A 20,955-nucleotide genomic window follows, 5' to 3' on the forward strand; every position below is an offset into this window, starting at 1 on the left:
GAATTTTTGTGTGCGAGGCGGTTTTCTGAATCAGCCTTTGTGCCGCTCAGCGCGGCGTGAGGATGAAGCGGTCTCCGTACAGTATCGCAAACTGGTTCATTGCCGATTTCCACTCCCTGCTCGAGCGCTTCCAGTCGGCGGTGATATTGCGCAGGGCCAGCCAGATCAGCTTGGTGGCGGCCTCGTCGCTCGGGAAATGCCCGCGGCTCTTGATGATCTTGCGCAGCCGCGAATGCACGCTCTCGATGGCGTTGGTGGTGTAGATGATCCGCCGCACCTCGGGCGGAAAGGCGAAGAACGGGATCACCCGGCCCCAGGCCCGCCGCCAGGCCGCCACGACGGTCGGGAAGTGCTGGCCCCAAGGGCCTGCCTCGAACGCGTCCAGCTCAGCTTCCGCAGCCTCCGCGCTGGGCGCGGTGTAGACGGGCTTGATGGCCGCCGCCAGCGCCTTGCGGTCCTTCCAGCTCGCGTAATCGAGACTGTTGCGGATCAGGTGCACGATGCAGGTCTGCAGCGTCGTGGCCGGAAACACCGCCTCCAGTGCCTCCGGCAGGCCCTTCAGGCCGTCGGCCACGCCGATCAGGATGTCCTGCGTGCCGTCGGGCAGCACGCCCAAGGCCAGGTACACCGCCTTGTTGCGCACCACGCCGTCCTCGCGGATCTTCACCCGCAGGGGGTCGAAGAACACCACCGGGTACATCGGCTCCAGCGGCCGCGCCTGCCAAGCGCCCACCTCGGCCATCACCGCGTCGGTGACGGCGCTGATGAACTCCGGTGACACCTCGATGGCGTACATCTCGGCCAGATGGCCCTGAATCTCGCGCACCGACATGCCGCGGGCATACATCGAGATGATCCGGTCGTCGAAGCCGGCGAAACGCCGCTCGTGCTTCGGGATCAGCTGCGGTTCGAAGCTGCCGGCCCGGTCGCGGGGCACCTCGATCCGCAGCGGCCCGTCGTCGGTCAGCACGGTCTTGCCGCTGCGGCCGTTGCGATGGTTCCCGCGGCCGCCCTCGGGGCTGGCCAGGTGCATGCCGAGCTCGGCGCCCAGGGCACGCTCGATCACAACCTTCTTCAACTTCTGGAACACGGCCTCGACGCCGGCAGCGTCCATCGGGCCGGGGATCAGCTTCTCAAGAAGCTCGTCGGGGAGGATGGCGTCCGGCTTCGCGACAGCGGGGTTCTTCTTGCGTGGTGTGGGGGCTCCTGGAAGTCGTCATGGTAGGCCCCCCACACAAAAATCCTGACACCCTCGCCACCGCAGGAGCACGCTGTAGCCCCGCTGCACACGGACTCACTGGATTGCGGCGTCATCGTTGGGCCAATGCCTCGACAGATCCCTGCTGTCGTGAAGTAGGCGCAGCACCTCGATGACTCGCCCCGGAGCAACTCGGAACATGACGAAGTGACGGCCCTTTCTGCCCTGCCGCGCCACATGCAGGGTGCGAATGCCGGGCCCGATGTCGTCCCTCGCTTTGGCCCCCCAGGATGTCGGGTCCCTCGTGCAAGGCCTCGATGGCTTGTGTCACGGTCTCGATGTAGAACGCGGCCTGCGGGGAACCGAAGTGCTCCGTCGTCCACGCTGCAATGTCGAGCAGATCGGCCTCAGCAATGGCGGCCAGGCGAACGCGCCACGGCTCGCTCATGCTTGGACGAGCGTTTGGGCTGTCAAAGCCTTCAGGTGAGCGCGCAAGGATTCCCGGGTATCGAACGTCTTGTAGCGACCCGCCTCGACATCGGCGATGCCCGCCTTGGCGGCGGTGCGCAGCGCTTCGAGGCGGCTGGCGTCCTCGGCCTCGCGTTGTTCGACGAGACGCAAGCCCTCGCGCAGCACTTCGCTGGCATTCTGGTAGCGGCCGCAGGCGACCAAATGCTCTACCAGCGCGGCCTGGTGATCGGTAAGGACAACATTGCGCGTCGGCAAGGCGATCTTCATACAGGAAAGATTGGCATAGTATGCCAATACCCTGCTTGGAGCGCAATCTGGAGTCTTGTCCAACGAGGTATGAGTAACCGTCTTCCGAGTCAAGCGCCGTGAAGCGCGTTATCCCAAGGTTTGTTGGTTCTGACCATGGCATTGAGCACGGTCAGCAGCTTGCGCATGCAAGCGACCAAGGCGACTTTGGGGCATTTGCCGGCGGCGATCAGGCGTTCGTAGAAGGCCTTGATGACGGGGTTGCGGCGGCTGGCGGTCAGTGCGGCCATGTACAGCACACGGCGCACGTCGAAGCGGCCGCCCTGGATGCGTCGCCGGCCACGGCTTGCGCCGGAGTCGTTGGCCATCGGTGCGATGCCCACCAGCGCAGCGATCTCGCGCCGGTTGAGCCGGCCGAGTTCGGGCAACTCGGCGATCAGCGTGGCGCTGGCCACCGGGCCGATGCCGCTGGCCGATTGCAGCAATCGGTCGAGCTCGGCGAAGTGCGTGCGCACGTGGCCGACCATCCGGACCTCGATGTCGTCGAGCTGGGCCTGGATGGCTGCGATGATGGCCTCGATGCTCGGATGCAGCGCCTTGGGCGTGATCTGCAGCCGCTGCCGCTCGGCCAGCAGCATCGCCAGCAGCTGCCGCCGACGTGTGACCAGCGCGGCCAGCCACTGCTGTTGTGGGTCGGCCAACGGGCACAGGAAGCGGGCGAGGTCTTCGCGGCGCAGCAGCACCGCGGCGAACTCGGCCAGCACCCGCGCGTCTGCCGCGTCGGTCTTGGCCAGACGGCCCATCGACTTGGCGAAGTCGCGCGCCTGGCGCGGGTTGACCACCGCCGCGGGCAGGCCGGCCGCTTGCAGCGCGCAGGCCAACTCTGTCTCGTAGCCGCCGGTGGCCTCCATCACCACCAGCGCCACGTCCAGCGGCTTCAGGGCCGCTATCAACGCCGAGTGGCCCTCGGCCTGGTTGTCGAACCGCTGGGCATCGAACTGGGCGACTTCAGGACACCGGGTGGCCACGGCGTGGCACACGCAGATCGGCCCGCAGCCCCGCGTGGTGTGGCGGAACCCGGAAACGAAAGCGAAGCTTCGCCCAAAGCAAAACGCCCAACCGATGAGGGTTGGGCGTTGAATGGTGGTGGCCTGGGGCGGAATCGAACCACCGACACGCGGATTTTCAGTCCGCTGCTCTACCAACTGAGCTACCGGGCCAACAGGCATGCATTATAACCAGATATTGGCCGCCCGTCGCGGGCGGCGCAGGAACCCAGGCAGGGCCGGGTACACGCCGCTGATGACGTCTGACGCCGCCGACACCCGCGGGCGTGAAGCGCGCGTACCGCAAGCCGCGTGTGCCCTGCGCGCCCTAGGCCGCATTGCGCTTCAGGCGCGACAGATCAACGCCGAGCTGCTTGAGCTTACGGTACAGGTGGGTGCGCTCCAGCCCGCTTTTTTCCGCCACCCGCGTCATCGAGCCCTGCTCCTTGGCCAGGTGGAACTCGAAGTAGGCTTTCTCGAAGGCATCGCGCGCCTCGCGCAAGGGGGCATCGAGGTCGAGCACGTGCCAGCCGGCTGCACCCGCCACCGCCGCGACATGGCCGACGTGCGCGCCCGCACCGTCTGGACTGCCCGAAGCCGCGGCAGCAGCTCCGTTGACTGCCACCAGCCGCGGCACGGTGCCCTGGGCCTGGTTCGAGCCGGGTTCGCCAGCCGTCGCCTGGCTGGCTGCGGCGTTGGACCCTGCCGGGTTGTTGGCCACGGTGCGCAACGTGCCGCGCGCCAGCCCTTTGTCCACCGCCTGCAGCAGTTTTTGCAGCGTGATGGGCTTTTCCAGAAACGCCATGGCACCGATGCGGGTGGCCTCGACTGCGGTGTCGATGGTGGCGTGGCCGCTCATCATGATGACCGGCATGGTCAGCAAGCCATTGGCGGCCCACTCTTTGAGCAGGGTGACACCGTCCATGTCGGGCATCCAGATGTCGAGCAGCACCAAGTCGGGCGCAGCGCGCAGCCGTGCGGCGCGCGCCTGCGCGGCGTTTTCGGCCAGTTCGACGCTGTGTCCTTCGTCATCGAGGATTTCGAACAGCAGCTCGCGAATGCCCAGCTCGTCATCGACGACCAGTATGTTTGCCATCGTGTCCTCTCACCCGTTTGCGGGGACCCCCTGCAAGGTTTGTTGCGTATTTGCAACTCGTAATGATAGCGAGACTTGCGCGCCGTTGATCTGGTCGCCCTCGCGCCGGTTGGCGAGCTCGATGCGGCCAGCGTGCTCGTCGATGATTTTTTTGACCACGGCCAGCCCCAGGCCCGTGCCTTTGGCTTTGGTGGTGACGTAGGGCTCGAAGGCACGTTGCAGGATGGCCTCGGCAAAGCCGGGGCCGTCGTCGAGCACCTGCACGCGCACCCAGGGACTGCCGGCACGGTGGCGGGTTTGCAGCGTCACCTTACCGCCACCGTCGGCAGGCGTGGCGTCTTGCGCGTTTTGCACCAGGTTGTGGATGACTTGGCGTATTTGGTGGGCGTCGGCCAGCACGGGCGGGCAGTCGGGCTGCAGGTCCAGCACCAGCGGCACGGGCGCGGCTTCGTACAGAGCGGCCACTTCGCGCAGCAGCACGTTGAGGTCGAGCGGGGCGAGTCGCGCCGGCGGCAGGCGGGCGTAGTCGCGAAATTCGTTGACCAGACGCTTCATCGCCTCGACCTGCTCGACGATGGTGCGCACGGCCTTGTGCAGCATCGCCAAGTCGGCGCCTTGCAGGCGCGGCTGCAGCTTCATGGCCAGCCGCTCGGCCGAGAGTTGAATGGGGGTGAGCGGATTTTTGATCTCGTGCGCCAAGCGCCGCGCCACCTCACCCCAGGCCTGCGCGCGCTGCGCCGAAATGAGATCGCTGACGTCGTCCAGCACCAGCAGGCGGTCGCCACCGGGCAACCCAGCGCCGCGCACCACCAGGGTGCGCATGTGCGCGCCATCGGGGCCACCCGCCGACGCCCCCGGCAGGCGCCATTCGTAGGGCTGTTGCCAATGCGCGCCTTCTTCGGCCTCCCCCGAATCGGCGCCAAAGCGGGCAAATTGCTCCTGCACCCAGGCCGCAAAGGCGCGCAAGCCGTCGATGTCGGCCAGCACTTGGCCCACATGGTCGATCAAGGGCACGCGCAGCATGCGCGCCGCACCGGGGTTGGCACTGCGCAGCCGCCCGTCGGGTGTGAGCACGATGACCCCTGCCGTCAGGTTGTCCAGCAAGGTTTGCAAGCTGGCCCGCGCGGCATCGACCTGCTGCATCGAGGCCTGCACCGCTTGACGCGCATCAGCCAATTCTTGTGTCATCTGTGCGAAGGTGCGCGTCAGGCCAGCGAGTTCGTCGCGTGCCGGCAGCGCCATTTTGGGCCCCAGGTCGCCACGCGCCACGTCGCGCATACCCTCGGCCAGCAACAGCAGCGGCCGCGCCAGTTGGTTGCCCAGCAGCACCGCCAACAACACGGCGCCAAAGACGGCCAAAAACAGCGCCAGCGTCAGTGTGCCCACATACATCTGGCGCAAGGCGTCGCGCACCAACGCGCGCTCCTGGTATTCGCGGTTGGCCACCTGCACCGCCAGCGCGTTGACCACGAGGGCGGTGGGCAGCGGCGCCGTCACCTGGACGTAACGCACTTCGTCGGCGCCGAAGCCGGCGCCCAGGGCAGGCACCAGCGCCAGCGCCTGCACGCGCGGCAGTGCCGCAGTCGGCAGCGCGCCGACCTCGCGCGGATCGCGCAGGGTTTCGAGCTCCTCCAGGCCTTCGATCCACGTGACGACCCGCTCGCTGCGCGCACGCTGCAACAAGGTGGGTGCCGGACGCTGCGGCGCCAAGCGAAAGCGCGACGCCCCCACACTGACCACGGCCCGCCCCTGTGCACTCCACAGCACCACGTCGGTGGCACCCATTTGCTCGCGCCAGTTCTCCAGCTGCACCGCAGCGGCGCCGTCGCCGGCGCTGGCCAGGGTGCTGGCCAGCGCGCGCGTCTTGGCCGCCCAGTCGGCGCTGACGGTATCCAGCGCCGTGCGCCCCAGCTCCAGGCCGGCGCGCAGCGCCGTCTCCACACGGGCGTCGAACCAGGTTTCGATGGCGCGGTTGACGAATTGCACCGAAACGCCATAGATGAGCACCCCCGGCACCACCCCGACCAGGCCAAAAATCGCCGCCAATTTGAACAACAGCACACTGCCGAAACGCCGGCGGCGCAGGCGGATGGCCAAAAGAACGGCCAACCACACCAACACCGCGGCCAGCACCACGGCCACCGCGGCGTTGAGCACGATCAGGCGCGTGTAGGTGACAGGCTCCAGCGCCCGGTGATCGGTGGACAGAGCCAGCAAATAAAACAGCACCAGCCCAACGGCCAGGATGAACACCAGGCCCAACGCCAAAAACCAGCGCAGGTTGCGCGCCCGAATGGCGTCACGCGCGCGCGCATCGCTCATGGATCGCGCTCCCCGGGTTCGATGCTCATCTGGGCTGGCGTGTCTGCACTGGGCACACGCAACACGATACGCCACGCGGGCAGGTCATCCGCAGCACCGTGACCGGGCAGCCACTGTAGCGGGCGCGGCAGACGTCCGGTGTCGATGCGATATTCGACGCTGACGCGCTCGTCGCCGCGCAGGCCGACGGCGCTGGCCACCCGCCAACGCTGCACCGAGCGGGCCAGTGCCAAGGCTTCTTCCAGTGTATCCAACGCGCGGTGCAGCGTCGCCTGGCCATCATTCACTGCCGAGCCGTCGTGCACGCTCAGCCGCCAGCGACCGGTCAACGGTTGAAAGACCACGCGCACCGTGCGGCTGGCCTGCCCCAGCAAGCGGTCGGTCCAGTACCAGCGGGGGCGCCACACTTCGACGTGCCAGACGAAATGCAGCGGCACACCGCGCTGCAGCGCGTCAGCCAAAGGCGGCGGCAGGCGCAGCGGCACGCGCGCGCTCAGGTACAGGCCGTCGGCGTCGCGCTCGAGCCGCCATTGCGCCGCGCCGTCGGTTGCGGTGGCCTGGGCGGCGGCCGTGCGCCACGTCAGCCCGCTGCCCAGCGCCAGCGGCGCGCCCAGCAGCGCGCCAACGGCGGCGCGCCGTTGCCGCCACATCGGTTCAGGCTTTGCGCAACCGCGCGTAGAAAAATCCGTCCATGCCACGCCGCGCATTGTCACCGATGGCGCCCGGCCGCGTACCGGTTGTCGTTGCGTCCGTATCATCGGCGCTGGCGGGCGCCGCTCGCCCCCCGGGTGCATCCGCCGCCAGCCCTTCCGGCAGCAGGTGCCCGGGAGCCGGCAGACGCTGCGTGTCGGGCCGTTGCTGGCAAAACGTCTCGATCACCGCCTGGCCCTCGGCGCGAAAGACCGAGCAGGTGGCGTACAGCAGGCAGCCGCCCGGACGCAGCAGCGGCCACAGCGCTTGCAGCAGGCGCTGCTGCTGTGCGGCCAGCGCCGCCACGTCGCTGTCACGGCGCAGCCAGCGCACATCCGGGTGCCGCCGCACGATGCCCGAGGCCGTGCACGGTGCGTCGAGGACGATGGCGTCGAAGGGGCGGCGGTCCCACCACGCCGCAGGATCGGCCGCGTCCGCCGTCAGCACCTGGGCACGGCTACCCGCCGCGGGCAAGCGCAGCCGCTGCAAGGTCTCGCGGATGCGCTCGCTGCGCGCCGCGTCCACGTCCAGCGCCCACAACGCGATGTCGGCGCGCTCGAGCAGATGCGCCGTCTTGCCGCCCGGGGCGGCGCAGGCGTCCAGCACACGCGCCCCGGGGGGCAAACCGGTCTGCAGCAGCAAGGGGGCGGCGAGCTGGGCGGCCCCGTCTTGCACCGAAACGGCACCGTCGGCCCAGCCGGGCAGTTGCGCCACCGGCACCGCTTGGGCCAGCACCAGCCCATCCTCACCGAGCGGCTCGCACGCCCAGCCCAGCGCCGCCAAGCGCGCCTGGTACGCATCACGCGTCCCTTGGCGCCGATTGACGCGCAGCACCATCGGCGCGGGGCGATCGTCGGCCTCCAGCACCGCCTGCCAGTGGCGGGGGTGGTCGCGCTGCAGGCGCTGCACCCACCAGGCGGGGTGGTTCCAGCGCGCCTCGACGTCTTCTTGCACGCGCGCCAGCAACGCGGTGCGCTCGCGCAAAAAGCGCCGCAGGCAGGCGTTGACGAAGCCGCTGAGCGCGCCGGCGCGCAGCGCGGGCAAGGCCCGCACCGACTGGTCAACGACGGCATAGGGCGGATAGCCCGCTCCTTCGATCAACAGCGCCAGCGCCGCTTCCAGCAACGCGGCCACGCGCGCCGCAGGCGGCCGGTGCGTCAGGCACGCCAGCAACGCGCGCGTCTGGCCGGCACGGCGCATGGCCAAAAAAGTCAGCGCCTGCACCCCAGGGCGCAGGCGCTGCGGCACGGTGGGCAGTACCTCGGCCAGCGAGCGACCCTGGCGCACCGCCGCCACGGCGCGCGCCACCTCGGGCAGCTGCTCAGCCAGCGCGATCGGGCTCGGCATGGACGGCGCAGCCACCCGGTGTCGCCGCAGCGGTCAGCACCGCTCAGCCCTCGTCGCCTTCGGTGCTGGCCAGCGACATCGCGTCGGCCTCGGCGATGGCGCGGCGCTCCTCCTCGTCCATGCGCTCCTTGGCGCGGCGCGCCTCGTGGAACGCCATGCCGGTGCCGGCCGGGATCAGGCGTCCGACGATGACGTTTTCCTTGAGGCCACGCAGCTCGTCGCGCTTGCCCATGATGGCCGCTTCGGTGAGCACGCGCGTGGTCTCTTGGAACGAGGCCGCCGAGATGAAGGAGTCGGTGGACAGCGACGCCTTGGTGATACCCAGCAACAGGTTGCGGAACGTCGCCGGCGTCTTGCCAGCGGCGCGCAGGGCATCGTTGGTGTTGAGGATTTCGGAGCGCTCGACCTGCTCGCCCGCGATGTAGTGGCTGTCGCCGGGGTTTTCGACCTCGACGCGGCGCAACATCTGGCGCACGATCACTTCGATGTGCTTGTCGTTGATCTTGACCCCTTGCAGGCGGTACACGTCCTGCACTTCGTCAACGATGTAGCGCGCCAACTCCTCGATACCCAGCAGGCGCAGGATGTCCTGCGGATCGGCCGGACCATCGACGATGAGTTCGCCCTTGTTGACCACCTGGCCCTCGTGCACCAGGATGCTCTTTTCCTTCGGTACCAGCTCCTCCCAGACCTTGCCGTCCGGGTCGGTGATTTGCAGCCGCACTTTGCCCTTGGTTTCCTTGCCGAAGGACACCGTGCCGGTGATTTCGGCCAGGATGCCCTTGTCTTTGGGCGAGCGCGCCTCGAACAGCTCGGCCACGCGCGGCAGACCGCCGGTGATGTCGCGCGTCTTCTGCCCTTCGACCGGGATGCGCGCCAGCACCTCGCCGGGGTGGATCGCCTGGCCGTCGCGCACCTGGATCAACGCGCCGACGGGGAAGGTCACGGTCACCGCGTGGTCGGTGCCCGGGATCTTGACTTCCTTGCCCTCGGCGTCGATGAGCTTGACCTGTGGCCGCACCACCTTGGTGGCGCCGCGACGCTTCGGGTCGATGACGACCAGCGTGGACAAGCCGGTGACCTCGTCCACCTGCTTGGCCACCGTCAGGCCTTCTTCGACGTTTTCGAACTTCACCACGCCGGCGAATTCGGTGATGATCGGGCGCGTCAGCGGATCCCAGTTGGCCAGCACCGTGCCGGCGCTGACGCGCTGGTCGGCCTTGACCAGCAGCGTGGCGCCGTAGGGCACCTTGTGGCGCTCGCGCTCGCGGCCATTGTCGTCGTGGATGACGATCTCGCCCGAGCGCGCGATGACCACCTGTTCGCCCTTGGCGTTGGTGACGTAGCGCATCGTGCTGTTGAAGCCGATGATGCCGTTGGATTTGGCCTCGACGCTGGAGGCCACCGCCGCGCGCGAAGCCGCCCCCCCGATGTGGAAGGTGCGCATGGTCAGCTGCGTGCCGGGCTCACCGATCGACTGCGCGGCGATCACCCCGATGGCCTCGCCGACGTTGACCAGACCGCCACGGCCCAGGTCGCGCCCGTAGCAGCGCGCGCACACGCCGTAGCGCGTCTCGCAGGTCAGCACGGTGCGCACGCGCACCTCGTCGATGCCGGCCTGCTCGATCAGATCGACCGCGTCTTCGTCGAGCATTTGGCCGACCGGCACCAGTACGCGCTGGGTCTCGGGATCGATCACGTCCTCGGCCGCGGTGCGGCCCAGGATGCGCTCACGCAGGCTCTCGATCACCTCGCCGCCTTCGACGATGGCGCGCATCAGCGTGCCGTTGCTGGTGCCGCAGTCTTCTTCGGTGACCACCAGGTCCTGCGTCACGTCCACCAGACGGCGCGTGAGATAACCGGAGTTGGCGGTCTTGAGCGCCGTATCCGCCAGCCCCTTGCGTGCGCCGTGCGTCGAGATGAAGTACTGCAACACGTTCAACCCCTCACGGAAATTGGCCGTGATGGGCGTCTCGATGATCGAGCCGTCGGGCTTGGCCATGAGGCCGCGCATGCCGGCGAGCTGGCGGATCTGGGCGGCGGAGCCGCGCGCGCCGGAGTCGGCCATCATGTAGATCGAGTTGAACGATTCTTGCTCGACCTCGTTGCCGTGGCGGTCGATCACCTTCTCCTTCTTCAGGTGCTCCATCATCACCTTGGAGATCTCGTCGCCCGCCTTGCCCCAGATATCGACCACCTTGTTGTAGCGCTCGCCCGCGGTCACCAGACCCGAGGCGTACTGCTGCGCGATTTCCTTGACCTCGGCTTCGGCACGCTCGATGATGGCTGGCTTTTCGGCCGGCACCAGCATATCGTCGATACAGATCGAAATGCCGGCTTGCGTGGCCAGACGGAAGCCGTTTTGCATCAGCTGGTCGGCAAAGACCACGGTGTCCTTGAGGCCACAGCGCCTGAAGGACGCATTGATGAGCTTGGAGATTTCCTTCTTCTTCAGCGGCTTGTCGATCAGCTCGAACGGCAGCCCCTTGGGCAGGATGCGCGACAGCAGCGCACGCCCAACGGTGGTGTCGCGCAGCTTGGTCACCGGCTCCAACGCGCCCGTTTCCTTGTTCTTCAGCCACTCGGTCAGGCGCACGCTCACGCGGCTGGTGAGCTCGACGACACCGGCGGCCAGCGCGCGCTCGACCTCATCGACGTCGGCAAAGACCATGCCCTCGCCCTTGCCGTTGATGCGCTCGCGCGTGGCGTAGTACAGGCCCAGCACCACGTCCTGCGACGGCACGATGGAGGGCTCGCCGTTGGCCGGGAACAGCACGTTGTTGGACGACAGCATCAGCACGCGCGCTTCCATCTGCGCCTCGATGGACAGCGGCACGTGCACGGCCATCTGGTCGCCGTCGAAGTCGGCGTTGAACGCCGCACACACCAACGGATGCAGCTGGATCGCCTTGCCCTCGATGAGCACCGGCTCGAAGGCCTGGATGCCCAGTCGGTGCAGCGTGGGCGCGCGGTTGAGCAGCACCGGGTGTTCCTTGATGACATCTTCCAGGATGTCCCACACCACCGGCGTGCCGGCTTCCACTTCCTTCTTCGCCGCCTTGATGGTGGTGGCGATCCCCATCTGCTCCAGACGAGCGAAGATGAAGGGCTTGAACAATTCGAGCGCCATCAGCTTGGGCAGACCGCACTGGTGCAGCTTCAGGGTCGGGCCCACCACGATCACCGAGCGGCCCGAGTAGTCGACGCGCTTGCCCAGCAGGTTCTGACGGAAGCGCCCGCTCTTGCCCTTGATCATGTCGGCCAGCGACTTCAGCGCACGCTTGTTGGCGCCGGTCATCGCCTTGCCGCGGCGGCCGTTGTCCAGCAGGCTGTCCACGGCTTCCTGCAGCATGCGCATCTCGTTGCGCGCGATGATCTCGGGCGCCTTGAGCTCCAACAAGCGCTTCAAGCGGTTGTTGCGGTTGATGACGCGCCGGTACAGGTCGTTGAGATCAGACGTGGCGAAGCGCCCGCCGTCCAGCGGCACCAGCGGACGCAGGTCCGGCGGCAGAACCGGCAGCACCTCCAGGATCATCCACTCCGGCTTGATGCCGCTCTTCTTGAACGCCTCCAGCACCTTCAGGCGCTTGGCGTTTTTCTTCACCTTCGCTTCCGAGCCGGTGAGGTCGTTGCGCAGGCGCTCGATCTCGGCGTCCAGGTCGATGCTTTGCAGCAGCTCCTTGATGCCCTCGGCCCCCATCTTGGCGACGAACTCATCGCCGTACTCGCGCCGCTTGGCGTCGTAGTCGTCCTCGGACATGATGCTGAACTTCTTCAGCGGCGTCATGCCCGGGTCCACCACCACGTAGGCTTCGAAGTACAGCACGCGCTCGATGTCGCGCAACGTCATGTCCAGCACCAGCCCCAGGCGGCTGGGCAGCGACTTCAGGAACCAGATGTGCGCGCACGGCGCGGCCAGCTCGATGTGGCCCATGCGCTCGCGCCGCACCTTGGTCTGCGTCACCTCCACACCGCACTTCTCGCAGATGACGCCGCGGTGCTTCAAGCGCTTGTACTTGCCGCACAGGCACTCGTAGTCCTTGATGGGACCGAAGATCTTGGCGCAGAACAGACCATCGCGCTCGGGCTTGAAGGTACGGTAGTTGATGGTCTCGGGCTTCTTGACCTCGCCAAACGACCACGACCGGATCTTCTCCGGCGAGGCCAGGCCGATCTTGATGGCGTCGAAGTGCTCGTCGGGCGTGAACTGCTTGAACAGGTCGAGCAAGGATTTCATGGCTTCGTCCTCGATTTAGCGCTTCAGTTGCGTTCCAGCTCGATGTCGATACCGAGCGAGCGGATTTCCTTGACCAGCACGTTGAACGACTCCGGCATACCGGCGTCGATGGCGTGCTCGCCCTTGACGATGCTCTCGTACACCTTGGTGCGGCCCTGCACGTCGTCGGACTTGACGGTGAGCATCTCCTGCAGCACATAGGAGGCTCCGTAGGCCTCCAGCGCCCACACTTCCATCTCGCCGAAGCGCTGGCCGCCGAACTGCGCCTTGCCGCCCAGCGGCTGCTGCGTCACCAGCGAGTACGGGCCGGTGGAGCGCGCGTGCATCTTGTCGTCCACCAGGTGGTGCAGCTTCAGGTAGTGCATGTAGCCCACCGTGGTCTTGCGCTCCAGCGGATCGCCGGTGCGCCCGTCGTAGAGCTGCGCCTGGGTGCGGCTTTCGGTCAGGCCCTTGGCCTTGGCCACCTCGTCCGGGTAGGCGAGTTTGAGCATGGCGCGAATCTGCTCCTCGCTGGCGCCGTCGAACACGGGCGAAGCAAAGGGCACGCCCTTGGTCAATTCGCGCGCCATCGCCACGATTTCCTCATCCGACAGCTCGTCCAGGTTTTCCTTGCGGCCGGTGGAGTTGTAGATCTTGTCCAGGAAGGCGCGGATCTCGGCCACCGCCGCCTGGCGCTCAAGCAGCTCGCCGATGCGCTCGCCCAGCCCCTTGGCCGCCCAGCCCAGGTGCACCTCCAGCACCTGGCCGATGTTCATGCGCGAGGGCACGCCCAGCGGGTTGAGCACGATGTCCACCGGCGTGCCGTCGGCCATGTAGGGCATGTCTTCCACCGGCACGATCTTCGACACCACCCCCTTGTTGCCGTGGCGGCCGGCCATCTTGTCGCCGGGCTGCAGGCGGCGCTTGACGGCCAGGTAAACCTTGACCATCTTCAGCACCCCTGCGGGCAGCTCGTCGCCCTGGGTGAGCTTGCGGCGCTTCTCTTCAAAGGCCTGGTCGAAGCCGTGGCGCGTGGCCTCCAGCGCGTTCTTGATCGACTCCATCTGCGCGGCCACGTCGTCGTCGGCCACGCGGATGTCGAACCAGTGGTGTTTGTCGACCTCGGCCAGGTATTCGCGCGTGATCACCGCGCCCTTGGCCAGCCTCTTCGGGCCGCCGTTGGCCTTTTTGCCCACCAGCAGTTTTTCCAGCCGGTCATAGGCGTCGGCCTCGACGATGCGCAGCTGGTCGTTCAGGTCCAGCCGGTAGCGCTTGAGTTCGTCGTCGATGATCTGCTGCGCCCGCTTGTCGCGCTGGATGCCCTCGCGGGTGAACACCTGCACGTCGATCACCGTGCCTTGGCTGCCCTGCTCCACGCGCAGCGAAGTGTCCTTGACGTCGCTGGCCTTCTCGCCGAAGATCGCGCGCAGCAGCTTTTCCTCCGGCGTCAGCGTGGTCTCGCCCTTGGGCGTGACCTTGCCCACCAGCACGTCGCCTGGCTGCACCTCGGCGCCCACATAGATGATGCCGGACTCGTCCAGCCGGTTGAGCTGCTGCTCCGACAGGTTCGGAATGTCGCGCGTGATTTCCTCCGGACCCAGCTTGGTGTCGCGCGCCATCACCACCAGCTCCTCGATGTGGATGCTGGTGTAGCGCTCCTCGGCCACCACCTTCTCGGAAATCAGGATCGAGTCCTCGAAGTTGTAGCCGTTCCACGGCATGAAGGCGATCAGCATGTTCTGGCCGATCGAGATCTCGCCCAGGTCGGTGGAGGCACCATCGGCGATCACCGCGCCTTTATGGATGCGCTCGCCCTTCTTGACGATCGGGCGCTGGTGGATGTTGGTGTTCTGGTTGGAGCGCTGGTACTTGATCAGGTTGTAGATGTCCACGCCCACTTCGCCGGCCACCGCCTCGTCGTCGTTGACACGGATCACGATGCGGTTGGCGTCCACGTAGTCCACCACGCCGCCGCGCTTGGCCACCACCACGGTGCCGGAGTCGATCGCGGCCACGCGCTCGATGCCGGTGCCCACCAGCGGTTTTTCCGGCCGCAGCACCGGCACCGCCTGGCGCGACATGTTGGCGCCCATCAGCGCGCGGTTGGCGTCGTCGTGCTCCAGGAACGGCACCAGCGACGCCGCCACCGAGACGATCTGCGCGGGCGACACATCCATGTACTGCACGCGGTCGGGCGTGGTCAGCACCGACTCGCCCTTCTCGCGCGCCGACACCAGCTCGCCGACCAGCCGGCCTTCCTCGTCCAGCTCGGCGTTGGCCTGCGCAATGATGTACTTGCTTTCCTCGATGGCCGACAGGTAGTCGATCTGGTTGGTCACCTTGCCGTCCACCACACGGCGGTACGGCGTCTCGATGAAGCCGTACTCGTTCAGGCGGGCGTACAGCGCCAGCGAGTTGATCAGGCCGATGTTGGGGCCTTCGGGCGTCTCGATCGGGCACACGCGCCCGTAGTGCGTGACGTGCACGTCGCGCACCTCGAAGCCAGCGCGCTCGCGCGTCAAGCCGCCCGGGCCCAGCGCCGAGACGCGGCGCTTGTGCGTGATTTCGGCCAGCGGGTTGGTCTGGTCCATGAACTGGCTGAGCTGGCTGGCGCCGAAAAACTCCTTCAGTGCCGCCGAAATCGGCTTGGAGTTGATCAGGTCGTGCGGCATCAGCGGCTCTTGCTCGGCCTGGCCCAGGCGCTCCTTGACCGCCTTTTCGATGCGCGCCAGGCCGGTGCGGAACTGGTTTTCGGCCAGTTCACCCACGCAGCGCACGCGCCGGTTGCCCAGGTGGTCGATGTCGTCCACCTCGCCCTTGCCGTTGCGCAGATCCACCAGGATCTTGACCACGGCCATGATGTCCTCGTTGGTCAGCACCATCGGGCCATCGGGCGAGTCGCGCCCGACGCGGGCGTTGAACTTCATGCGCCCCACGCGCGACAGGTCGTAGGTTTCCGGGTTGTAGAACAAGCGATGGAACAGCGCCTGCACCGCGTCCTCGGTGGGCGGCTCGCCCGGGCGCATCATGCGGTAGATCGCCACGCGGGCGGCGAACTCGTCGATGGTGTCGTCGATGCGCAGCGTCTGGCTGATGTAGGGCCCCTGATCGAGCTCGTTGGTGTAGATGCAGGGCAGCTCCTGCACGCCAGCGGCGCGCAGCTTCTTCAGCAGCGTCTCGGTCAGCTCATCGTTGGCCTTGGCGATGATCTCGCCGGTGTCCGGGTCGATGATGTTCTTCGCCACCACGCGCCCGATCAGATAATCCTCTGGCACGCTGATGTGGGTGGTGCCGGCCTGCTCGAGCTCGCGCACATGGCGCGCCGTGATGCGTTTGTCCTTGGCCACCACCACCTTGCCGCTGGGGTCGGTGATGTCGAAGCGCGCCACTTCGCCCTTGAGCCGCTCCGGCACGAACGCCATCAGCGCGCCACTGTCCATCAGGCGGAAGTGATCGTTGACGTAGAAGTTGGCCAGGATCGCCTCGGGCGTCAGGCCGATGGCCTTGAGCAGAATGGTCACCGGCATCTTGCGGCGACGGTCGACGCGGAAGTACAGCAGGTCCTTCGGGTCGAACTCGAAGTCCAGCCACGAGCCGCGGTAGGGAATGATGCGCGCCGAAAACAGCAGCTTGCCCGAGCTGTGCGTCTTGCCCTTGTCGTGCTCGAAAAACACCCCGGGCGAGCGGTGCAGCTGCGACACGATCACCCGCTCGGTGCCGTTGATGATGAAGGAGCCCTTGTCGGTCATCAGGGGCACTTCGCCCATATAGACCTCCTGCTCCTTGACCTCCTTGACCACCTTGGACTGCGGCGTGGAGGCTTCGCGGTCGTAGATGATGAGCTGCACGCGCGCGCGCACCGCCGAGGCGTAGGTCAGACCGCGCGTCTGGCACTCCCGCACGTCGAACACCGGCTTGCCCAGCGTGTACTCGACGAACTTCATCTCGACGAAGCCGTTGTGCGACACGATCGGGAAGGCGGACTCGAACGCCGCCTGCAAGCCGACCGATTTGCGCTGCCGCGGCGGCACGTCGGCTTGCAGGAACGCGGTGTAGGCGTCCTTTTGCATCTGCAGCAGGTAGGGGATTTCCAACACGCTGTCGCGGCTGCCAAAGCTCTTGCGGATGCGCTTGCGTTCGGTGTAGGAATACTGGGCCATGAGATCTCCGGACATGAGGTCTGCGGCGACTGGGTGGCGCGCATCGGCGGCGCGCCGCGCTGGCTATCTTGGCGACCGGCCCCCACCGGTCTGTCGGCTGACGGCCCACGCCTTGCACGCGGGCCCGTACCAAGCGGTCTTGCTGCAGTCGGAATCAGAAGACACGGCAAAGCGGTCGTACCCAACCGTTTTGCCGTGCGCTCTGCAAGCGGCAAAGGCTGGAGGCCTCGATGCGGCGCTCCAGCCCTTGCGCACGGGGCCGATTACTTGAGCTCGGCCTTGGCGCCGGCTTCTTCCAGCTTCTTCTTGGCGGCTTCGGCGTCGGCCTTGGGCATCGCCTCCTTGACGGTCTTGGGCGCGCCATCGACCAGATCCTTGGCTTCCTTCAGGCCCAGGCCAGTGATTTCGCGCACCGCCTTGATGACCGACACCTTGTTCGCACCGGCCTCCTTGAGGATGAGGTCGAACTCGGTCTTTTCCTCGGCGGCGGGGGCCGCGGCGGCGCCGGCCGCAGCGGGAGCGGCCATCGCCGCGGCGCTGACGCCGAACTTCTCTTCGATCGCCTTGACCAGATCGTTGAGCTCCATCACCGTCATGGTGTCCAGAGCGGCCAGGAATGCGTCTTTATCGAATGCCATGATGTTTTCCTAAAAACGGGACGAATCGGATACGGAAAGCGGCTCAAGCGGGCTGCGCCTCGCCCTTTTTCTCGGCCAGGGCTGCGACGACCCGCGCCAAGCGCGACATTGGCGACTGCATGAGCCCCAACAATTGCGACAACAGCACTTCCTTGGACGGAATGCTGGCCAGCGATTTGACGCCATCGACATCCAGCGCCTTGCCGGCATAGACACCGCCGCGCAAGACCATCTTGTCGTTGGTCTTGGCGAATTCGGCCACCACCTTGGCGGCGGCCACGGCGTCTTCCGAGAAGCCGTAGATGAGCGGACCGGTCATCTGCCCGGCGGCGACCTCGAACGGCGTGCCGGCGACCGCGCGCCGCACCAGGGTGTTTTTCAGCACGGCGACTGACACCCCAGCCTTGCGGGCTTCGACACGCAGCTTCGTCAGGTCCGCCACCGTGATGCCCCGATACTCGGCCATCACCAGCGTCTGCGCTTTGGCGGCAAGGGCCGCCACCTCGTCGATGACGGCTTGCTTCTCACTGCGGTTCAGACTCAAGGTTGACTCCTTAAAAACACGGCGCCAGCGGACACCGTGCAGCGGTTGCAGCGATCAACCGTTTCTGGAAACCGCCCCGGGAACGCATCCCGGCATTCGATTCCATCCGCGGCGGGATCGCCATCTGCGCTGGCTGCCGCCCCGTGGAGCGACATTTAGGCGGGCACACCCGCACCAGCGGTCTTGGATGGCTCTGCCACAGCGGCATCACCGCCGCGACAGACCCACCAGCCGAGGCGACGCCAGCACGCCGGCGCCACCTCGAATACTCCGTTCTCAGGACGCGCTGCCGATCGACTGCGGATCGACCCGCACGCCCACCCCCATGGTGGACGACACCGCGACCTTGCGCAGGTACTGCCCCTTGGAGGCCGCCGGCTTGGCCTTGTTCAGGGCCTCGATCAGCGCCACCAGGTTGCCCTGCAACTTTTCAGCGTCGAACGAGCGGCGCCCGATCGTGGTGTGCACGATACCGGCCTTGTCGACGCGGAACTGCACTTGACCAGCCTTGGCGTTGCGCACCGCCGCCGCCACGTCCGGCGTCACGGTGCCGACCTTCGGGTTCGGCATCAGGCCGCGCGGACCCAGGATCTGACCGAGCGCACCGACCACCCGCATCGCATCCGGCGCCGCGATCACGACGTCGAAGTCGATATTGCCTGCCTTGACCTGCGCCGCCAGATCGTCGAAACCGACGATATCGGCGCCGGCCGCCTTGGCTTCTTCGGCCTTCGCGCCCTGGGCGAACACGGCCACGCGCTTGGTCTTGCCGGTGCCATTGGGCAGCACCACCGCCCCGCGCACCACCTGGTCCGACTTGCGCGGATCGACGCCGAGCTGCACCGCCACGTCGATCGATTCATCGAACTTGGCGGTGGCGCACTCCTTGACGATGGCCAGCGCCTCGGGTAGCGGATACAGCTTGGTCGGATCGACCTTGCCCTGCAGGGCTTTTTGCTTTTTGGTCAGCTTCGCCATCTCACACCCCCTCCACGATGACGCCCATCGAGCGCGCCGAGCCGGCGATGGTGCGCACCGCCGCATCCAAGTCGGCCGCGGTCATGTCCTTCATCTTGGTCTTGGCGATTTCTTCGAGCTGGGCACGCGTGATCTTGCCGACCTTCTGCGCGTGCGGCTTCGACGAACCCTTGTCGAGCTTGATCGCCTTCTTGATCAGCGTGGTCGCCGGCGGGGTCTTGATGATGAAGGTGAAGCTCTTGTCGGCGTAGGCGGTGATCACCACCGGCAGCGGCAGCCCAGGCTCCATACCCTGGGTCTGCGCGTTGAACGCCTTGCAGAACTCCATGATGTTCAGACCGCGCTGACCCAGCGCCGGACCGATGGGGGGAGAGGGATTGGCCTTACCCGCTGGCACTTGCAGCTTGATAAAGCCGACGATTTTCTTGGCCATTGTGCGTTTCTCCTGCGAGTTCCGACGGCCACCCCCGGCGGGCGGCCTCCTCGCACCTAAGACCTGGATCTTCGCGTCACGCGTGACCGCCGCTGCCACCAGGCCGACACCGGCAGCGGAAAAGCTCGCACCTGCCGGCGCGAGCCGAAGAACCTTAGATTATAGCGAACTTTCAGCGCTTGCGCTGACGGCGCGCAAACGGACCCAGGCCGGCGCGGCCCAGCCGGCTCACACCTTCTCGACTTGGTTGAAGTCGAGCTCGACCGGCGTCGCCCGCCCGAAAATGGTGACCGATACGCGCAACTTGCTCTTTTCGTAGTTCACCTCTTCGACGGCGCCGTTGAAGTCGGCAAACGGCCCCTCCTTGACACGCACCATCTCGCCGATTTCGAACTCGACCTTGTGGCGCGGCTTGTCGGCGCCTTCTTGCATCTGGCCGATGATCTTCTGCACTTCCTCTTCGGAAATGGGGGTCGGACGGTTGCGCGCGCCACCGACGAAACCCGTGACCTTGCTGGTGTTCTTCACCAAGTGCCAGGTGTCGTCGTCCATCACCATCTCGACGAGCACGTAGCCGGGGAAGAATTTGCGCTCGGTGGTGCGTTTGACGCCGTTTTTGATCTCGACCACTTCTTCGGTCGGCACCAGGATGCGGCCGAACTTGTGCTGCATGCCCGCGCGTTGCACCCGCTCCAGGATGTTGCGCTCGGCGGCCTTCTCCATGCCCGAATAGGCGTGCACCACGTACCAGCGCATACCCTCGGCCGGTGCCGCACTGGCGCTCTTCGACGCCGAATTCGTCTCTGTCATCTCCGTCACCTCCAACCCAGAATGAGGCCGTACAGCACCCACTCGAGCAATTTGTCGGTCAGCCACAGGAACAGCGCCATCACCACCACGAAGGCGAATACGTAGGCCGTCATCTGGCCCGCTTCCTTGCGCGTTGGCCAGACGACCTTTTTGACCTCTTTGACGGCGTCGCGACCGAAGGCGATCAGCCGCTGCCCGGGCGAGGCGGTCAAGCCCAGCGCCACCGCCGCACCGAAGGCCACCAACAGCACCAGCCACTGCACCCACGCACCTTGCGCGGACAGCAGGTAAAAGCCGACGAAGCCGGCCAGCACCAGCGCCGCGGCGGCGGTCAGTTTGGCCTTGTCGGCGCCACCGCCGACGGTTTCGACATCCGTTGTGGCCATCGTCCCCACACCTCTACACACGTCAAGGGCGCATCCTGCGCCACGCTCCAGAAACACAAGCCCGCTACGGTCCGAAGACACGGGCGGGCTTGAAACATCAGGGCCGGCGATGTCTTGGCATTCACCAGCTGGCAGGGGCAGAGGGAATCGAACCCCCAACCTTCGGTTTTGGAGACCGACGCTCTGCCAATTGAGCTATACCCCTGCAGCGGCCGGCCGGCATCGCCGACCGGCCCGAACCCTCACGTCACTCGATGATCTTGGCCACGACGCCGGCGCCGACCGTGCGGCCGCCTTCGCGGATCGCAAAGCGCAGGCCTTCTTCCATCGCAATCGGCGCAATCAGCTTGACGGTGATGGTGACGTTGTCTCCC

Annotated in this window: 16 protein-coding genes and 2 tRNA genes; all 18 read right to left on the reverse strand. The window is 66.6% G+C overall.

Going from position 1 to position 20,955, the window contains the following annotated elements; genetic code table 11:
* Positions 1 to 46: 46 nt before the first annotated feature.
* On the reverse strand, positions 47 to 1,156 hold the full coding sequence (locus Tchar_RS02830; protein ID WP_144327579.1) for an IS256 family transposase: 1,110 nt from the start codon (positions 1,154 to 1,156) through the stop codon (positions 47 to 49).
* 486 nt (positions 1,157 to 1,642) lie between these two features.
* On the reverse strand, positions 1,643 to 1,936 hold the full coding sequence (locus tag Tchar_RS02840; RefSeq protein ID WP_201739282.1) for a type II toxin-antitoxin system ParD family antitoxin: 294 nt from the start codon (positions 1,934 to 1,936) through the stop codon (positions 1,643 to 1,645).
* An 89-nt stretch (positions 1,937 to 2,025) separates the two neighbouring features.
* Positions 2,026 to 2,943 carry an IS110 family RNA-guided transposase gene (locus Tchar_RS02845; RefSeq protein WP_161595433.1) on the reverse strand — a complete coding sequence of 306 codons (918 nt, stop codon included), beginning with the start codon at positions 2,941 to 2,943 and terminating at the stop codon, positions 2,026 to 2,028.
* A 116-nt stretch (positions 2,944 to 3,059) separates the two neighbouring features.
* Positions 3,060 to 3,135, reverse strand: a tRNA-Phe gene (locus Tchar_RS02850).
* Positions 3,136 to 3,289: 154 nt separating this feature from the next.
* Positions 3,290 to 4,057: a response regulator gene (locus tag Tchar_RS02855; protein WP_144327580.1), complete on the reverse strand. Its 768-nt coding sequence runs from the start codon at positions 4,055 to 4,057 to the stop codon at positions 3,290 to 3,292.
* Positions 4,058 to 4,066: 9 nt separating this feature from the next.
* Positions 4,067 to 6,379, reverse strand: a complete 2,313-nt coding sequence (locus Tchar_RS02860; protein ID WP_144327581.1) for a sensor histidine kinase — start codon at positions 6,377 to 6,379, stop codon at positions 4,067 to 4,069.
* A complete protein-coding gene (locus Tchar_RS02865; RefSeq protein ID WP_161595434.1) occupies positions 6,376 to 7,029 on the reverse strand; it encodes a DUF4390 domain-containing protein in 654 nt (217 codons plus the stop codon). Before Tchar_RS02865 ends, Tchar_RS02860 begins: the two co-directional genes overlap by 4 nt.
* Positions 7,030 to 7,033: 4 nt before the next feature.
* A complete protein-coding gene (gene rsmB / locus Tchar_RS02870) occupies positions 7,034 to 8,416 on the reverse strand; it encodes a 16S rRNA (cytosine(967)-C(5))-methyltransferase RsmB (RefSeq protein WP_144327583.1) in 1,383 nt (460 codons plus the stop codon).
* A 43-nt stretch (positions 8,417 to 8,459) separates the two neighbouring features.
* Entirely contained in the window at positions 8,460 to 12,653 is a 4,194-nt protein-coding gene (gene rpoC, locus Tchar_RS02875) for a DNA-directed RNA polymerase subunit beta' (RefSeq protein ID WP_144327584.1), read from the reverse strand.
* A gap of 23 nt (positions 12,654 to 12,676) precedes the next feature.
* Complete coding sequence (gene rpoB, locus Tchar_RS02880) at positions 12,677 to 16,792, reverse strand: DNA-directed RNA polymerase subunit beta (protein WP_144327602.1); 4,116 nt, start codon at positions 16,790 to 16,792, stop codon at positions 12,677 to 12,679.
* 263 nt (positions 16,793 to 17,055) lie between these two features.
* Positions 17,056 to 17,430 (reverse strand): 50S ribosomal protein L7/L12, encoded by a 375-nt coding sequence (gene rplL / locus Tchar_RS02885; RefSeq protein ID WP_144327585.1) that lies wholly within the window; start codon positions 17,428 to 17,430, stop codon positions 17,056 to 17,058.
* 43 nt (positions 17,431 to 17,473) lie between these two features.
* The gene (gene rplJ / locus Tchar_RS02890; protein WP_144327586.1) at positions 17,474 to 17,974 is read right to left on the reverse strand and encodes a 50S ribosomal protein L10; all 501 of its coding nucleotides are present in this window, start codon (positions 17,972 to 17,974) and stop codon (positions 17,474 to 17,476) included.
* Between the two features lie 276 nt (positions 17,975 to 18,250).
* The gene (rplA, locus tag Tchar_RS02895; protein WP_144327587.1) at positions 18,251 to 18,952 is read right to left on the reverse strand and encodes a 50S ribosomal protein L1; all 702 of its coding nucleotides are present in this window, start codon (positions 18,950 to 18,952) and stop codon (positions 18,251 to 18,253) included.
* A gap of 1 nt (position 18,953) precedes the next feature.
* Complete coding sequence (gene rplK / locus Tchar_RS02900) at positions 18,954 to 19,385, reverse strand: 50S ribosomal protein L11 (RefSeq protein WP_043702144.1); 432 nt, start codon at positions 19,383 to 19,385, stop codon at positions 18,954 to 18,956.
* 228 nt (positions 19,386 to 19,613) lie between these two features.
* A complete protein-coding gene (gene nusG, locus Tchar_RS02905) occupies positions 19,614 to 20,195 on the reverse strand; it encodes a transcription termination/antitermination protein NusG (RefSeq protein WP_144327588.1) in 582 nt (193 codons plus the stop codon).
* Positions 20,196 to 20,200: 5 nt separating this feature from the next.
* Positions 20,201 to 20,581, reverse strand: a complete 381-nt coding sequence (secE, locus tag Tchar_RS02910) for a preprotein translocase subunit SecE (RefSeq protein ID WP_144327589.1) — start codon at positions 20,579 to 20,581, stop codon at positions 20,201 to 20,203.
* 129 nt (positions 20,582 to 20,710) lie between these two features.
* Positions 20,711 to 20,786: transfer RNA gene (locus tag Tchar_RS02915), tRNA-Trp, on the reverse strand.
* Between the two features lie 42 nt (positions 20,787 to 20,828).
* On the reverse strand, positions 20,829 to 20,955 hold a 127-nt coding region (locus Tchar_RS02920; protein WP_456243326.1), incomplete at its 5' end, for an EF-Tu C-terminal domain-related protein.

The organism is Tepidimonas charontis, assembly GCF_007556685.1.
GTDB lineage: Bacteria > Pseudomonadota > Gammaproteobacteria > Burkholderiales > Burkholderiaceae_C > Tepidimonas > Tepidimonas charontis.

Excerpts from the sequence above, each read along its gene's own strand:
- Tchar_RS02855 (WP_144327580.1), bottom strand. The coding sequence starts at position 4,057 with ATGGCAAACATACTGGTCGTCGATGACGAGCTGGGCATTCGCGAGCTG.
- secE (WP_144327589.1), bottom strand. The coding sequence starts at position 20,581 with ATGGCCACAACGGATGTCGAAACCGTCGGCGGTGGCGCCGACAAGGCC.
- Tchar_RS02865 (WP_161595434.1), bottom strand. The coding sequence starts at position 7,029 with ATGTGGCGGCAACGGCGCGCCGCCGTTGGCGCGCTGCTGGGCGCGCCG.
- rplL (WP_144327585.1), bottom strand. The coding sequence starts at position 17,430 with ATGGCATTCGATAAAGACGCATTCCTGGCCGCTCTGGACACCATGACG.
- rpoC (WP_144327584.1), bottom strand. The coding sequence starts at position 12,653 with ATGAAATCCTTGCTCGACCTGTTCAAGCAGTTCACGCCCGACGAGCAC.
- rsmB (WP_144327583.1), bottom strand. The coding sequence starts at position 8,416 with ATGCCGAGCCCGATCGCGCTGGCTGAGCAGCTGCCCGAGGTGGCGCGC.
- rpoB (WP_144327602.1), bottom strand. The coding sequence starts at position 16,792 with ATGGCCCAGTATTCCTACACCGAACGCAAGCGCATCCGCAAGAGCTTT.
- Tchar_RS02840 (WP_201739282.1), bottom strand. The coding sequence starts at position 1,936 with ATGAAGATCGCCTTGCCGACGCGCAATGTTGTCCTTACCGATCACCAG.
- nusG (WP_144327588.1), bottom strand. The coding sequence starts at position 20,195 with ATGACAGAGACGAATTCGGCGTCGAAGAGCGCCAGTGCGGCACCGGCC.
- Tchar_RS02860 (WP_144327581.1), bottom strand. The coding sequence starts at position 6,379 with ATGAGCGATGCGCGCGCGCGTGACGCCATTCGGGCGCGCAACCTGCGC.
- rplK (WP_043702144.1), bottom strand. The coding sequence starts at position 19,385 with ATGGCCAAGAAAATCGTCGGCTTTATCAAGCTGCAAGTGCCAGCGGGT.
- rplA (WP_144327587.1), bottom strand. The coding sequence starts at position 18,952 with ATGGCGAAGCTGACCAAAAAGCAAAAAGCCCTGCAGGGCAAGGTCGAT.